General features: G+C 62.1%; 13 protein-coding genes and 1 pseudogene. 9 read left to right on the forward strand and 5 right to left on the reverse strand.

The features are described 5' to 3' along the window. Positions 1-37: 37 nt before the first annotated feature. Positions 38-1,675 (reverse strand): class I SAM-dependent methyltransferase, encoded by a 1,638-nt coding sequence (locus IP92_RS12045; protein WP_145875055.1) that lies wholly within the window; start codon positions 1,673-1,675, stop codon positions 38-40. Positions 1,676-2,869: 1,194 nt separating this feature from the next. On the opposite strand from IP92_RS12045, the gene IP92_RS12050 reads away from it, so the two are divergent. After that, positions 2,870-3,376: a GNAT family protein gene (locus tag IP92_RS12050; RefSeq protein WP_145875057.1), complete on the forward strand. Its 507-nt coding sequence runs from the start codon at positions 2,870-2,872 to the stop codon at positions 3,374-3,376. 206 nt (positions 3,377-3,582) lie between these two features. Here the strand turns inward: IP92_RS12050 and radC are convergent. After that, positions 3,583-4,026, reverse strand: a pseudogene (radC, locus tag IP92_RS12055) (RadC family protein); the annotation flags it as partial. Positions 4,027-4,188: 162 nt separating this feature from the next. On the opposite strand from radC, the gene IP92_RS12060 reads away from it, so the two are divergent. The 6 genes from IP92_RS12060 (at position 4,189) to IP92_RS12085 (ending at position 9,555) form a co-directional block, all read left to right on the forward strand. Beyond that, entirely contained in the window at positions 4,189-4,632 is a 444-nt protein-coding gene (locus IP92_RS12060; protein ID WP_145875883.1) for an FKBP-type peptidyl-prolyl cis-trans isomerase, read from the forward strand. Between the two features lie 9 nt (positions 4,633-4,641). Continuing rightward, a complete protein-coding gene (gene ispH / locus IP92_RS12065) occupies positions 4,642-5,568 on the forward strand; it encodes a 4-hydroxy-3-methylbut-2-enyl diphosphate reductase (protein ID WP_145875061.1) in 927 nt (308 codons plus the stop codon). A 313-nt stretch (positions 5,569-5,881) separates the two neighbouring features. Beyond that, positions 5,882-6,811, forward strand: a complete 930-nt coding sequence (locus IP92_RS12070; protein ID WP_145875064.1) for a branched-chain amino acid ABC transporter permease — start codon at positions 5,882-5,884, stop codon at positions 6,809-6,811. 9 nt (positions 6,812-6,820) lie between these two features. Then, on the forward strand, positions 6,821-8,038 hold the full coding sequence (locus IP92_RS12075; RefSeq protein WP_145875066.1) for an ABC transporter permease subunit: 1,218 nt from the start codon (positions 6,821-6,823) through the stop codon (positions 8,036-8,038). A gap of 9 nt (positions 8,039-8,047) precedes the next feature. After that, positions 8,048-8,818, forward strand: a complete 771-nt coding sequence (locus IP92_RS12080; RefSeq protein WP_145875069.1) for an ABC transporter ATP-binding protein — start codon at positions 8,048-8,050, stop codon at positions 8,816-8,818. Further along, positions 8,818-9,555: an ABC transporter ATP-binding protein gene (locus IP92_RS12085; protein ID WP_145875071.1), complete on the forward strand. Its 738-nt coding sequence runs from the start codon at positions 8,818-8,820 to the stop codon at positions 9,553-9,555. Before IP92_RS12080 ends, IP92_RS12085 begins: the two co-directional genes overlap by 1 nt. A 189-nt stretch (positions 9,556-9,744) precedes the next feature. On the opposite strand, the gene IP92_RS12090 is transcribed toward IP92_RS12085, so the two are convergent. The 3 genes from IP92_RS12090 to IP92_RS12100 form a co-directional block, all read right to left on the reverse strand. After that, positions 9,745-10,710 carry a threo-3-hydroxy-L-aspartate ammonia-lyase gene (locus tag IP92_RS12090; protein WP_145875074.1) on the reverse strand — a complete coding sequence of 322 codons (966 nt, stop codon included), beginning with the start codon at positions 10,708-10,710 and terminating at the stop codon, positions 9,745-9,747. A gap of 19 nt (positions 10,711-10,729) precedes the next feature. After that, positions 10,730-11,350 (reverse strand): helix-turn-helix transcriptional regulator, encoded by a 621-nt coding sequence (locus IP92_RS12095; protein ID WP_145875077.1) that lies wholly within the window; start codon positions 11,348-11,350, stop codon positions 10,730-10,732. A 166-nt stretch (positions 11,351-11,516) separates the two neighbouring features. After that, entirely contained in the window at positions 11,517-12,089 is a 573-nt protein-coding gene (locus tag IP92_RS12100; protein ID WP_145875079.1) for a phasin family protein, read from the reverse strand. Between the two features lie 184 nt (positions 12,090-12,273). Here IP92_RS12100 and IP92_RS12105 point away from each other — a divergent pair, with 184 nt between their 5' ends. Further along, on the forward strand, positions 12,274-13,173 hold the full coding sequence (locus tag IP92_RS12105) for a DMT family transporter (RefSeq protein WP_145875082.1): 900 nt from the start codon (positions 12,274-12,276) through the stop codon (positions 13,171-13,173). A 9-nt stretch (positions 13,174-13,182) separates the two neighbouring features. Continuing rightward, positions 13,183-13,881 (forward strand): nitroreductase, encoded by a 699-nt coding sequence (locus IP92_RS12110; RefSeq protein WP_145875084.1) that lies wholly within the window; start codon positions 13,183-13,185, stop codon positions 13,879-13,881. The last annotated feature ends 54 nt before the right edge of the window (positions 13,882-13,935 follow it).

The raw sequence follows: 13,935 nt of genomic DNA on the forward strand, positions 1-13,935 counted from the left end.
AAAACTTTGCCCCGGTTAATGCCTCCCCGCGCAGCCATTAAAACACACCCCTAGCAAGTAATTCTGCGCTCGGAATTTGAAGTCGGCCGACCTCGCTCGGCTCGAATTTGGTAAGGCCACCTGCGTAGACTCGTCCGGAGTTTTGGCTGATGTTGGTGTTTAACCAAGCGACCAACTGCTCTACTGATTCATCAGGTAGCTGAACCTTCGGGTAAAGTCCGTGAGCAACGTTGATGATTCGAGCGCCGGCAGTATTGACCGCGAACACCGGTGGCCGACGCCCCATATACGTCACAACAATTTGCGGCGCTGGCTTCGTCATATCGACACGCCACCAAGGTTTGCGATGCTCAGCAATCCATCCTTTATCTGCATTCTCCGCCTTTGCCCAGTCAAGGAATTCTTGAATAGCCAGAAATTTTTCACGTTCAAGCTCGTCAAGGGCAGCAGGGAGAGCGATAACGCGACGAAGCGCTTCTACGTCATCAATTCGGCCACCTGCATGAATGATGTCAGCCGCATCGGTAATCGTAGGGACGAGGTACTCTTCAGGCAGACCAAATCGGTTGTCTTTCGTCACCCATACGCTGTTCTTACCTGTGACCTGACCCCGACTGACTTTGAAAAGGTCGCTGAGGTTGATGAACTCTTCGTTTCTTACGATTTCTTGGTTCCTGAGCAAGATAGACCAACTACGCTCTGCTTTAGCAGCGACCTTGTTGGCGAAATGGCCCCCAGTAAGGTCCAGAAGCTGCTCAAGTCTGTCAATCTTTTTGAATTCAATATCAGTATCTGCCGACCCTGGCTCGAAACACGTGATACATGCTGAAACCATTGCATCGCCAAATACTGGCACCTCTGGAGCAACAACAAAAACTGCCCTGCCGCCTAGTCCGTTGGTCATCAAATCACGCATCGATTGGCCGTAGTTGACGTCGAGCCACTCCGCAGCAGTGATAAAGCAACCCAAGTCCCCGGGACGAGACAGTGCTAGCGTTTTGACGAAAAAATGGAGGTGAAGCCCTGCCAACTTACTTGAAGCGTGACCAAGGCGCTTTAGGCTATCGCTATACCACTCCTTCCACTCTGGCGCAATGTCGTGATGTCGAACATACGGCGGATTACCGATAAACAGCGTTCGGCCTTCAATAGGTTCAAGTTGTAACGCGCGGAAGTCACCGATGCGTATGTCTAAACGGTCAGCCAAGCCAAGTGCTGTTGCGTTCGCGCGGAGTAGCAGGGCTACCAGCGGGTCCATTTCGGAGGCGACACCAGTTGCTTGCAAGTTTTGCCGCAGGCCGTGCAGGACATAACGTCCCGTCCCCGCACCTGGGTCAACAATGCGAGCAAAGTTACCTTGAGCGGCTGCCCATGCAAACATGCCGAGAACAGCCTCTACAGGAGTGAACGTTTGCCCGGCCCCGCGTCGTTGCTCTGGCGAACGGATAGCACAATAGGCCGCGCCCAGCGGGTCGGTTCCTTCCACAATGGAAGCGCGAGTAAGCTCTACTAACTCGTCGCTAACTACCTTGGCATGCTGGGCAACTACGTCCTGTTCGGTTGGCGACAGAACGGTGCTGGTGACGAGCCTACTCGCTACGGACACAAGCGTTGAAAGGTCAAGAAGAGCGTCAAGTTTTGCTGCGACGTTATGCGCAAGTAATTCGGTTGTCATCAGTAGTTCATCGAAGTTGTTCGCAAGGCAAGCTTAGACGCTAAGTCCATCGTATGGTCCAGCCAAGCTGAGCTGTAAGAGGCATTGCATCGTTTGCAAGCTACGCGCGCACGCGCTCGCGCGAATCATAACCTACAGATGCATTTGACGGTAACTCATCATGAAGACTCACGGCTGGCATAGAACAAATAGCTGCGGCTGAGCACTGCACGTGAGATTGCCTGGTGGATACTATTGCTAACAAACTGTCACTAGATGATGCGTCGATGGTGCAAAGCTCATCTCAAGCTTCGGGCACTTTAGCACGGCCTAACAGTGAGGCCAGAGCGCCGACCAGATGAGTTAGCCTCGGGCCGAGCCAGTGAGAGTGAATACGAACAAAAACCCGGGTGGTTCCGTTGCCGACCCGGGTCTTGCTAGCGGCAGAGCCGCGCTATTGCAGTCCTCTTACGACGTAACTTCCTCGATGTGACACAGATTCGCAAGTTGCAAGCATTGCGAATGCCGATTGCATCGGAGGAGGCGAGCCTGCGGCCGCGCGACCGGAGGAGTGAGAGCCCAAGAAGCGAAGTCATGATGTTGAACTGGCCTGTTGTAATCGTATAGCTAATCCGCACGGTCATCTTTTGCTTGGAGCGGTGCCATACATGTCCGCAGCGTGGCCGCAAGCGACCAATTCGGCTCGCTGCTCATTGCTTAGGTCACGCACCGCGTTGACTACTTCCCTCATTACAGCTGAGCGCGTTTTTGGGGCGGCCGCGAGGTCGTCTCGCAAGGTGTCGAGCAGGTCAAGTGCAGCGTCGAACGTACAAGCTTTCATCAACGGGTCAGTGTCGAATATTGAGATGTGCACCAGATACGGTTTGATGACGGCATCGATTTGTCAGGCATATGTGTCGGAGAGGCCAGCGAGCTTAACGAAGCGAGGCATCAGTCCTTTGCCGGCTATCTCTCGGAAACGTGCCGCATCGATGTGCTGTCGCATTAGCTGGGTATTGCACGGCAAAGAGAGGTGTCATTTAGCTGGACGTCACCGGGTTTGTACAGCACGTCTAGTTCGTATGCGGTAGGGATGGAAGCCATCGGGGCAGGCTACTGCATGCTGTGTAATATGGGTAGTGGCTACGCCTACCATTCACTCGACATCGGTCGTTGCGATGTTACTTTCATCAACATAGATTTCAGGAGAACGACGTGAGTACACAGATGGCAAACCCGTATCAGGGTATGGTTTCGTTTCAGCAAGCTCTACGAGCTGGAGTCCTACAAGTGTATCCGGTGTTGAGTCACTCGAATTTGTACTCTTATGTTGATGTTCCGGCCCCTGGTGTAAAACGGATGACGTATGTGCGACTCGGCGAAGACCGTAGGACGGTAAGGGCGTTTGTCTCGTGCGTGATGAATGGCTACGTTGATGGTCACCCATGCATCGCTCTAGGCTATGCCGTGCCTGAAGGTATGCGCAACCAAGGTCTGGCAAGGAAAATTGTAAAAGATGCAATTAAGGACATAATTGTCCAAATAGGGCGTGCTGGTGCGAAGGCTGTGTATGTCGAGTCAGTTGTTGATGTTGAAAACGTTTCGTCTCAGCGGGTTGCCGAAGTCGTTCTGGCAGTAGAACGTGAGAGCATCACCGATTCTGCCTCTGGGCGGCCGGCATATCGCTACACGAAACGATTCGATACTGCTACCGGGCGCTAGTTACCGTAAACTCTTGGCAGTGCGCGGGGGCTGCGCACAAGTAATGTAAGAGCCCTGTAACTGACCTGGTTGCCGCCTTGCCGGCAACTGGCTCGAACCAAGGCTGGCTAGCCGTTAAAAAATAGTCCTAAAAATTGCCAGCGTTTTCACAGCTGTGTATACTTGGGTGCCTGAAAGCAATTCCGCAGTTAGAGCGCACGAGGCTGCGTCAGCGTGCCGCGAAACAGTTCGCGGACGGCGATCAGGCGGTTCCGCACGTCCAGGAACAGCACGTGGAACGATTCATAGGGCCGGCCCGCCATGGCGAGGCGCAGGTAATCCTTGGCGGCCTGCGGCGAGCAGATCACCTGGCGGGACAGCATGTCGTCGCGGATCGCCCGCCGCGCCAGCTCGATGACGGCATTCAGTTGGGCATACTTGGCCGGGCCCAGGCCGGGCACGCTGGAAAACTCCTTCAGGTTCGCGCCCAGCAGCGCCTGCAGCGAGCCGAAGTGCCGCACCAGGTCGCCGGCCAGTTCCACGGCGTTCTTGCCCCGTACGCCCACGCGCAGGAACACGGCGAGCAATTCCGCATCCGACAGCGCCTGCGCGCCCTCGCGGATCAGCCGTTCGCGGGGGCGCTTGTGTTCCGGCCAGTTCGAGATGCTCATGGGGCCTCCAGGGCAGGGTGGGAACTCATTATCCCAACGCCGCGGCGCGGCGTGCTGATGTGGCTAAGAGTCGCGATGGGAACCTGCTCAGCCCGCCGCCAGCCGTACCGCGCCGCCCAAGCTGGCTTACAATACCGGTTTGCCCAGCTTCCGAAGAACATCATGTCGAACGTCGTCACTCCTTCCGCCTATCTGACCCTGCATTACCGCCTGGCTTCGCTGGACGGCACGGACATCGTGTCCACCTTCGGCAGCACGCCCGCCACCTTGATGCTGGGGCAGGGCCAGCTGGCGCCCGTGCTGGAAGAGCTGCTGCTCGGGCTGCCGGAAGGCACGCACAAGACGTTCGAGCTGGAGCCGGGCGTCGCCTTCGGCCCGCGCAATCCCGAACTGATCCGCCCCGTGTCGCGCGCCACGCTGGACGAGAATTCCGTGCCCGGTGCGGAATACCGCGTGGGCGACCTGGTCGACTTTGCGGCGCCGGGCGGCGGCCGCTTCTCCGGCATCCTGCGCGAATTGCGCGACGATGCCGCCCTGTTCGATTTCAACCACCCGCTGGCCGGCCAGCCGGTGCGCTTCGAAGTGAACCTGATCTCCGTTCTGTAATCTATGCACATGGACAAAGAAATCCTCCTGGCCCAGCCGCGCGGCTTTTGCGCAGGCGTGGACCGCGCCATCGAGATCGTCGAGCGCGCGCTGAACCAGTTCGGCGCGCCGATCTACGTGCGCCATGAAATCGTGCACAACGCCTACGTCGTCGAAGACCTGCGCGCCAAGGGCGCGATCTTCATCGAGGAACTCGACGATGTCCCGGCCGGCAATACCCTCGTGTTCTCGGCCCACGGCGTGTCGAAAGCCGTGCGCGCCGAAGCGGAGGCGCGCGGCCTGTCGATCTTCGACGCCACCTGCCCGCTGGTCACGAAAGTGCACGTGGAAGTGGCGAAGATGCGCAAGGCCGGCTGCGAGATCATCATGATCGGCCACGACGGCCACCCGGAAGTCGAAGGCACGATGGGCCAGGCCGAGGAAGGCATGTACCTCGTCGAAACGCTCGACGACGTGGCCACGCTGCAGGTGAAGAACCCGGAGCAGTTGGCCTATGTGTCGCAGACCACGCTGTCGGTCGACGACACGGCCGACATCATCGCCGCGCTGAAGGCGAAGTTCCCGGCCATCCAGGAGCCGAAGAAGGGCGACATCTGCTACGCGACGACGAACCGCCAGGAAGCCGTGAAGTTCATGGCGCCGCAGGTCGAGGTCGTCATCGTCGTCGGCAGCCCGAACAGCTCGAACTCGAATCGGCTGCGCGAAGTGGCCCGCAAGATGGGCACGCCGGCCTATATGGTGGACCGCGCGGACCAGATCGACCCCGCCTGGCTGGAAGGCCACCAGCGCATCGGCGTCACGGCCGGGGCGTCCGCGCCGGAAGTGCTGGTGCAGGCCGTCATCGACCGGCTGAAGGCGCTGGGCGCGAAGAGCGTGCGCCCGCTGGAGGGTGTCGAGGAAAACGTCACGTTCCCGCTGCCGAAGGGCCTGGTCTGATCGCCGACACAACACTTCCGCACTGTTGATGAAGGAGAAAGCTTTCCCCGCGCTGAATTTTGTTTAGAATTGCTGCGTTTTTTCCGCGTTTAGTTTTTGCGCGGAATGGCTATGATGGCGAGCTTGTGTATTAAATTGCCGATCGGACTATGTTTTGATCGGCTGCCAGAGCTAGGCAGGACGTAGTACGATGCAGGCCCGTTCACAAGGACGGGTTCGACGCTACAAGGTCACGCGGCGGCACTCCAGGGCTATCCCCGGGTGCCGTTTTTGTTACGCGGGCGGTACACCGCTCGCGCAAAGAAGGGGAGCAATGGATACCTTTATCCAACAAATTATCAACGGCCTCGTGCTGGGCAGCATGTACGCCCTCGTCGCACTCGGCTACACGATGGTGTACGGGGTGCTGAACCTGATTAACTTCGCCCACGGCGACGTGCTGATGGTCGGCGCGATGATCGGCCTCACGATCCTCAACCTCCTGGGCGCCCATTTCCCCGAGATGAACGGCTGGCTGCAGCTGGGCATCGCCATCCTCGGCGCCATTCCCGGCTGCATGATCGTCAACGTGCTGATCGAACGGATCGCCTACCGCCGCCTGCGCAATGCGCCGCGCCTCGCCCCGCTGATCACGGCGATCGGCATGTCGATCCTGCTGCAGACGTTCGCGATGATGATCTGGGGCCGCAACCCGCTGCCGTTCCCGCAACTGCTGCCGAGCGATCCGATCGCCGTCGGCGGCGCCGTGATCAGCGTGACGCAGGTGCTGCTGCTGGCACTGGCCGCGCTGTCGATGTGCGCACTGGTGTTCCTCGTCGAGAAAACCAAGATGGGCCGGGCGATGCGCGCCGTGGCCGAGAATCCCCGCGTGGCGGGCCTGATGGGCGTCGATTCGAACCGGGTGATCGTCTACACGTTCGCGATCGGCGCGGCGCTGGCCGGCGTGGCCGGCGTGATGTGGGGCGCGAACTATGCGTCGATCCAGTTCGCGATGGGCACGATCCCCGGCCTGAAGGCGTTCTGCGCCGCCGTGCTGGGCGGGATCGGCAACATCTACGGCGCGATGATCGGCGGGATCGTCCTCGGCATCATCGAAAGCCTGGGCGCCGGCTACATCGGCGACCTGACCGGCGGCTTCTTTGGCAGCCACTACCAGGATATCTTCGCGTTCATCGTGCTGATCCTCGTGCTGACCGTGCGGCCGTCCGGCATCATGGGCGAGCGCGTGGCCGACCGCGCATAAGGAACCATCATGGCACTCTTAAATTTCGATACGTCCCGCAAGCCCAAGCAGGCTTACACCAGCATGGCACTGCTGCTGGTCGTGATGCTGGCCTTCCCGTTCATCGCCCAGAATTTCGGTAACTCGTGGGTGCGCATCGCCGACCTGGCGCTGCTGTACATCATGCTGGCGCTGGGCCTGAACATCGTCGTCGGCTTTGCCGGCCTGCTGGACCTGGGCTACATCGCGTTCTACGCCGTGGGCGCCTACATGACGGGCCTGTTGGCATCGCCGCAGTTCGCGACCTTGCTTGAATCGATCATCGCGCTGCACCCGTCGTTCGGCGAGACGCTCGTCGCGATCCTTGGCGAGGACATCCGCGCCAACGGCATCCACCTGTCCGTGTGGTTCATCGTGCCGATCGCGGCAGCGCTGGCCGGCCTGTTCGGCGCGCTGCTGGGCGCGCCCACACTGAAGCTGCGCGGCGACTACCTTGCCATCGTGACGCTAGGCTTCGGCGAGATCATCCGCATCTTCATGAACAACCTGAACGACCCGATCAACTTCACCAACGGCCCGCAGGGCATCAACCTGATCGACTCGATCAAGGTGTTCGGCGTGGACCTGGCGGGCGAGCAGGGCTCGGGTGCGATGGTGTCGCTGGGCTCCGTGCAGATCCCATCCGTCAACGCGTACTACTTCCTGTTCCTGCTGCTGACGATCGCGACGATCTTCATCACGTCGCGCCTGCAGCACTCGCGCCTGGGCCGTGCCTGGGTGGCGATCCGCGAAGACGAGATCGCAGCCAAGGCCATGGGCATCAACACCCGCAACGTCAAGCTGCTGGCGTTCTCGATGGGCGCTACGTTCGGCGGCGTCGCCGGCGCGATGTTCGGCGCGTTCCAGGGCTTCGTGTCGCCCGAATCGTTCTCGCTGACCGAATCGATCGCCGTGCTGGCGATGGTCGTGCTGGGCGGGATCGGCCACATTCCCGGCGTCGTGCTGGGCGGCGCGCTGCTGGCGGCGTTGCCGGAAGTGCTGCGCCACGTCGTCGAGCCGCTGCAGCAGCAGCTGTTCGGCAAGGTGCTGATCGAGGCCGAGGTGCTGCGCCAGCTGCTGTACGGCCTGGCGCTGGTACTGATCATGCTCGTCAACCCGGCCGGCCTGTGGCCGTCGCCGAAGCACGAGGATCGGCCGGACGGCGATTCGGACACGAAGGGACAAGCGTCCGGCGTGGTGGCGGCGTAAGGAAAGCATATGAACGAAGAAGTCATTCTGGACATCAAGGGCGTCAACAAGCGCTTCGGCGGCCTGCAGGCGCTTACCGACGTCGGCATCCACATCAAGCGCGGCCAGATCTATGGCCTGATCGGCCCGAACGGCGCCGGCAAGACCACGTTCTTCAACGTGATCACGGGCCTGTATCAACCCGACACCGGCACGTTCGAACTGGCCGGCAAACCCTATTCGCCATCGGCGCCGCACGCGGTGGCGAAGGCTGGCATCGCCCGCACGTTCCAGAACATCCGCCTGTTCGGCGAGATGACGGCGCTGGAGAACGTGATGGTGGGCCGTCACGTGCGCACGCACCAGGGCGTGTTCGGTGCGGTCTTCCGCCACAAGGCGGCGCGCGACGAAGAGGCGGCGATCCGCCGGCGCGCGCAGGAGCTGCTGGACTTCGTCGGCATCGGCCAGTTCGCCAGCCGTACGTCGAAATACCTGTCCTACGGCGACCAGCGCCGCCTCGAGATCGCCCGCGCGCTGGCGACAGACCCGCAGTTGCTGGCGCTGGACGAACCGGCCGCCGGCATGAACGCGACCGAGAAGCTGGCACTGCGCGAGCTGCTCGTGAAGATCAAGGCCGAAGGCAAGACGGTGCTCTTGATCGAGCACGACGTGAAGCTGATGATGGGCCTGTGCGACCGCATCAGCGTTCTTGAATACGGCAAGCTGATCGCCGAAGGCCTGCCGCACGAAATTCAAAGCAATCAGGCCGTCATTGACGCCTATCTGGGAGGATCGCACTGATGGGTGCAACGACGGGGACCGCGAACGTCCTGAAGATCGCCGGCCTGCAGGTCGCGTACGGCGGCATCAAGGCCGTCAAGGGCATCGACCTGGAAGTGAACGAGGGCGAACTGGTCACCTTGATCGGCGCGAACGGCGCCGGCAAGACGACGACCTTGAAGGCCATCACGGGCACGCTGCCGGCCTGCAAGGTCGACGGCACGATCACCTACCTGGGCGAGCCGATGAAGGGGCTGCAGAGCTTCCACCTGGTCGAGAAGAAGCTGGCGATGGTGCCGGAAGGGCGGGGCGTGTTCACCCGCATGACGATCCACGAAAACCTGATGATGGGCGCGTACACCCGCGACGACAAGGCAGGCATCGAGGCCGACATCGCGAAATGGTTCGACACGTTCCCGCGCCTGAAGGAACGCGCCAACCAGCTGGCCGGCACGCTGTCGGGCGGCGAGCAGCAGATGCTGGCGATGGCGCGCGCACTGATGTGCCACCCGCACCTGCTGCTGCTGGACGAGCCGTCGATGGGCCTGTCGCCGATCATGGTCGACAAGATCTTCGAGGTGATCCGCGACGTGTCGAAGCAGGGCATCACGATCCTGCTCGTCGAGCAGAACGCCAAGCTGGCGCTGGAAGCGGCCCACCGCGGCTACGTGATGGACTCCGGCATCATCACAATGACGGGCAACGCCGACGACATGCTGCACGACCCGCGCGTGAAAGCCGCTTACCTGGGCGAGTAGGAAAAGCAAAGGGGGCCGCTGGCCCACTTGCACTCAACGGCAGAAGCCGGGGTCAGGAAGGAGTGCGGGCTTGCAAGCCCGCACCGCTTTGCCGGCAAGGCGCGGTGCGCCTTGAAACCCCGGCAAAGCCCCGCCGGTCTGACCCCGGCTTCTGCCTTTGGGTTTAACAATGCCCACGGCCCGCAACCGTCACCCCACCAACTGCGCAAACCTGGCCAGGTCGATATTCCCGCCGCTGATGACGAAGCCGACCTTCTTGCCGTGCAACCGGTCCTTCATCGCACGGGCCGCCGCGAAGCCCAGGCAGCCGGTCGGTTCGACGACCAGTTTCATCCGTTCGGCGAAGAAGCGCATCGCGTCGACCAGTTCGGCGTCCGATGCCGTCAGGATGTCCTCCACCTCGCGCTGGATGATCGGGAACGTCAGGTTGCCCAGGTGCTGGGTTTGCGCGCCGTCGGCGATCGTCTGGGGCGTGTCGATGTGGACGATGCTGCCGCTGCGCAGCGAGCGCTGGCCGTCGTTGCCCGCTTCCGGCTCCACGCCGAACACCTTGGTGCGCGGCGACAGCGCGCGTGCCGTCAGCGCCGAGCCGGACAGCAGGCCGCCGCCGCCCAGCGGCGTGAACAGGTAATCGAGTTCGCCCACTTCCTCGAACAGTTCCTTGGCCGCCGTGCCCTGGCCGGCGATCACGTCGGCGTGGTCGTATGGCGGAATCAACGTCAGGCCGTGGCGCGCCGCCAGGTCGCGGCCGATCTGTTCGCGGTCTTCCTTGTAGCGGTCGTAGATCACGACGGTCGCGCCATAGCCCTTCGTGGCCGCCACCTTCGCCGCGGGCGCATCGTGCGGCATCACGATCGTGGCCGGAATGCCCAGCAGTTGCGCCGACAGCGCGATGGCTTGCGCATGGTTACCCGATGAGAAGGCGACGACGCCGGCCCGGCGCTGCGCCGCGTCGAACCGCGCCAGCGCGTTGTAGGCGCCGCGGAACTTGAACGCGCCCATCCGCTGCAGGTTCTCGGCCTTGAAGAACAGTTGCGCGCCCAGCAGCTCGTTGGCGGTGCGCGACGTCAGCACTGGCGTACGGTGCGCGTGGCCGGCGATGCGGCCTGCCGCAGCCACCACGTCGTCATACGTTGGAAGTGTCGTATCGGTCATCGGTTTCCTTTCATTGAAATCAGCGGGCATCGTTGTACACGGTGGCGCGCGAGACGCCGAGGCAGGCGGCCACGGTTTCCATCGCGCGGCGCACGTCCGTCATGCCGGCGTCCTTGAGTTCCTGCAGCAGCAGGCGGCGTTCGGCAGCCTTCAGCGCGCGCGGCGTCGTGTTGTGCCGGGCGGCGAACTGGTCGATGTAACGGCGCAGCGCCTCGGTGCCGGATGGCTCCAGCGTTTCCAGCACCTGGGCGCCTTCCGTGCGGCCGAACTGGCCGAGCAGCGCCTCCAGGCTGCGGAACAGGCTCACGTCCACGTTCAGGCACAGCGCCGCGATGTAGCGCCCGCCGCTGTCGCGGATGCCGATCGACGTGCTTTTTGCCGGCCTGCCGTCCGGGAAGCGGTTCGGGTAGTTCGCCACGACTTGCGCGTAGCCGGCATTGGCGATGCGGGCCAGGCCCAGTTCCGTGGCGGGATCGCCGACGGCGCGGCCAGACTGGTTGTTGTGGATCGCCAGCACGGCGTGCTCGGGATCGAGCAGGTCGTGCAGCACCACTTCGCAGAAGGGCGCCAGGGTCTGGCCCAGCCCGGCCGCGACGTGGCGCAGCTGGTCGAGCAGGTGGTCGTGTTCGGTCGGTTGCATTTGTACAGATTATCTGAAACTGGAAAAAATGTATACTGCCGGGACGAAAAAATGCCCCGAACCGTGGCCGGGGCATGCGAAGGACATCCGCTGAGAGGACCCACGGATGCCGAGGAGACCTGGTACAGCGATGCTTTCAGTGCCGGCCTGTGCCGGCGTGCGCGGATTACTTGGCGGCGGCCGTGGCAGCGGTCGGCGCGGCCTTGACGGCGGCGGTGAACTGGTTGACTGCGGCGTTCACGTTCGCTTCGATGGCTTCGGCAGCCTGCTTGGCGGTGCGGGTGAACTGCTCGTAACCGGCGTTCGCGCTGCCCAGTGCGGACTTGAACAGGGCGACGGCGCTTTCGGTGCCGGCCGGCGCGTTCTTGCTCACTTCGTCCACCAGGGAAATCACCTTGCGGTTCGTTTCCAGGATCTGCGATTCGGCGGCTTTCGAGAACTCGGCGGCGGTGCCGGAGGCGATCGACGTCAGGTGACGGCCGTAAGCGATGGCCTTTTCTGCGGTCGGCTGGGCCTGGGCTGCGCTCAGCGAGAAGAACTCTTGCGGATCCTTAGCAGTCAGCAGCTGCTTGGCGGTGGCCGAGGTATCTTCCAGCGAGGCCTTGGCTGCCGTCAGGTTCAGGTCGACGAGCTTTTCGACGCCTTCGAACGTCTTGTTCGTCAGAGCGGAGAAGATCGCGAATTGGCTTTCGAAGTTGGCCTTGGTCGCATTGGAAAATTGCTCAGGAATCGAAAACATGTAGTTCTCCAATAATGATTTAAACGTTGATGAAAGCTGGCTGTAGGTCGCTACAGCCATTGTGCAACGCAACATGCCCAATTTTACGGTCGCTGCGTTTTAAGTCAAGCGAAATTTGTGCGTTGCACAAGAGCATCGTCGAGGTCGCCCGGCCCTAAGGTTAAGCCCGTGTTAGACTGGCAAGATGTCTTCGTCGTCCCCTGCCCGGGGCCAGCGCGCGCCCACGTTGATCGCGCCCGTCCCGTTGTTTTTTGTTTTCCTGTGGAGCACGGGATTCATCGTGGCCAAGTTCGGCCTGCCGTATGCGCCACCGCTGACGTTCCTGCTGTTGCGTTACGCCTGCGTCGTCGCCGTCCTGGCGCCGCTGGTGTGGCTCGTCAAGGCACCGTGGCCGCACGGCAAGGCGGGCCATATCGCGCTTGCCGGCCTGCTGCTGCACGGCGGCTATCTGGCGGGCGTGTGGTCGGCCATCAAGCTGGGCATGCCGGCCGGGCTGTCGGCGCTGATCGTCGGCATGCAACCGATCCTGACGGCGTTTGCCGCGCCGCTGATCGGCGAGCGCGTGACGCCGCGCCAATGGCTGGGCTTGCTGTTCGGCATCGGTGGCGTGGTGCTCGTCGTGTACGCGAAGATCACGTTGACGGGGCTGTCGTGGCAGGCGATCGCGCTGTGCCTGGGCGCGCTGCTGTCGATCACGGCCGGCACGCTGTACCAGAAGCGCTGGTGCCCGGCCTTCGACCTGCGTACGGGCACGGCGATCCAGTTCAGCGCCTGCTTTGCCGCCACGCTGCCGTTCGCGGTCGCGCTGGAAGGCTTCAGCCCGGCACTGGACGCCGTCGACTGGACGCCGCGCTTTGCGGGCGCATTGGCGTGGTCCGTGCTGGGCCTGTCGATTGGCGCGATCTTCCTGCTGTTCGCGCTGATCCGGCGCAGCGACGCGACCCAGGTGACGAGCTTGCTGTACCTGACGCCGCCGACAACGGCGCTGATGGCCTGGCTGATGTTCGGCGAAGCGTTCAGCATCCTTGGCGTGGCCGGCATGGCGCTGGCTGTGCTGGGCGTCGTGTTCGTGGTTCGTAAATAAGGAGCAATGATGATTTCGAGTCCCCAGCAGCAGGCGGTCGACGCCGCCATCACGTCGCGCCGCTCGATCCGCGCTTACCTGCCGACGCCGGTGGCGCGCGAGGACGTCGCCGCGATCCTCGAGGTGGCGAGCCGGGCACCGTCGGGCACGAATACGCAGCCGTGGAAAGTGTACGTGCTGACGGGCGCCGCCCGCGCGGCGCTGTGCGCGCGGATCGACGAGGCGTATCGCGATCCCGAGCAGAACCGGCAACACCAGGAAGAGTACGCATACTATCCGCGCGAATGGAAGTCGCCGTACATCGACCGGCGCCGCAAGGTGGGCTGGGACCTGTATGCGCTGCTGGGCCTGACGCGCGACAACAAGGAAGGCATGGCGGCCCAACATGCGCGCAACTTTCATTTCTTCGACGCGCCCGTCGGCCTGATCTTCACGATCGACCGCATCATGGAGCAGGGCTCCTGGCTCGACTACGGGATGTTCCTGCAGAACGTGATGGTGGCGGCGCGCGCCCGCGGGCTCGACACTTGTCCGCAAGCAGCCTTCACACAATTCCATCGCATCATTGCGGAACGGCTGGCATTGCCCGACAATGAAATGGTGGTGTGCGGGATGGCGCTCGGCCATGCCGATCCGGCCCGGATCGAGAACACACTTGTAACGGAACGGGAACCGGTTACCAGTTTTGCTACATTTATGGAAGACTAAGTTTTCGTTGCGGCCTCGCATCAGCGGCGCAATTCTTTTGTCAAGACCAGTGCT

This window comes from Pseudoduganella flava, assembly GCF_007830495.1.
Taxonomy (GTDB): Bacteria; Pseudomonadota; Gammaproteobacteria; order Burkholderiales; family Burkholderiaceae_D; genus Rugamonas; species Rugamonas flava.

Excerpts from the sequence above, each read along its gene's own strand:
- IP92_RS12045 (WP_145875055.1), bottom strand. The coding sequence starts at position 1,675 with ATGACAACCGAATTACTTGCGCATAACGTCGCAGCAAAACTTGACGCT.
- IP92_RS12060 (WP_145875883.1), top strand. The coding sequence starts at position 4,189 with ATGTCGAACGTCGTCACTCCTTCCGCCTATCTGACCCTGCATTACCGC.
- ispH (WP_145875061.1), top strand. The coding sequence starts at position 4,642 with ATGGACAAAGAAATCCTCCTGGCCCAGCCGCGCGGCTTTTGCGCAGGC.
- IP92_RS12070 (WP_145875064.1), top strand. The coding sequence starts at position 5,882 with ATGGATACCTTTATCCAACAAATTATCAACGGCCTCGTGCTGGGCAGC.
- IP92_RS12075 (WP_145875066.1), top strand. The coding sequence starts at position 6,821 with ATGGCACTCTTAAATTTCGATACGTCCCGCAAGCCCAAGCAGGCTTAC.
- IP92_RS12080 (WP_145875069.1), top strand. The coding sequence starts at position 8,048 with ATGAACGAAGAAGTCATTCTGGACATCAAGGGCGTCAACAAGCGCTTC.
- IP92_RS12085 (WP_145875071.1), top strand. The coding sequence starts at position 8,818 with ATGGGTGCAACGACGGGGACCGCGAACGTCCTGAAGATCGCCGGCCTG.
- IP92_RS12090 (WP_145875074.1), bottom strand. The coding sequence starts at position 10,710 with ATGACCGATACGACACTTCCAACGTATGACGACGTGGTGGCTGCGGCA.
- IP92_RS12095 (WP_145875077.1), bottom strand. The coding sequence starts at position 11,350 with ATGCAACCGACCGAACACGACCACCTGCTCGACCAGCTGCGCCACGTC.
- IP92_RS12100 (WP_145875079.1), bottom strand. The coding sequence starts at position 12,089 with ATGTTTTCGATTCCTGAGCAATTTTCCAATGCGACCAAGGCCAACTTC.
- IP92_RS12105 (WP_145875082.1), top strand. The coding sequence starts at position 12,274 with ATGTCTTCGTCGTCCCCTGCCCGGGGCCAGCGCGCGCCCACGTTGATC.
- IP92_RS12110 (WP_145875084.1), top strand. The coding sequence starts at position 13,183 with ATGATTTCGAGTCCCCAGCAGCAGGCGGTCGACGCCGCCATCACGTCG.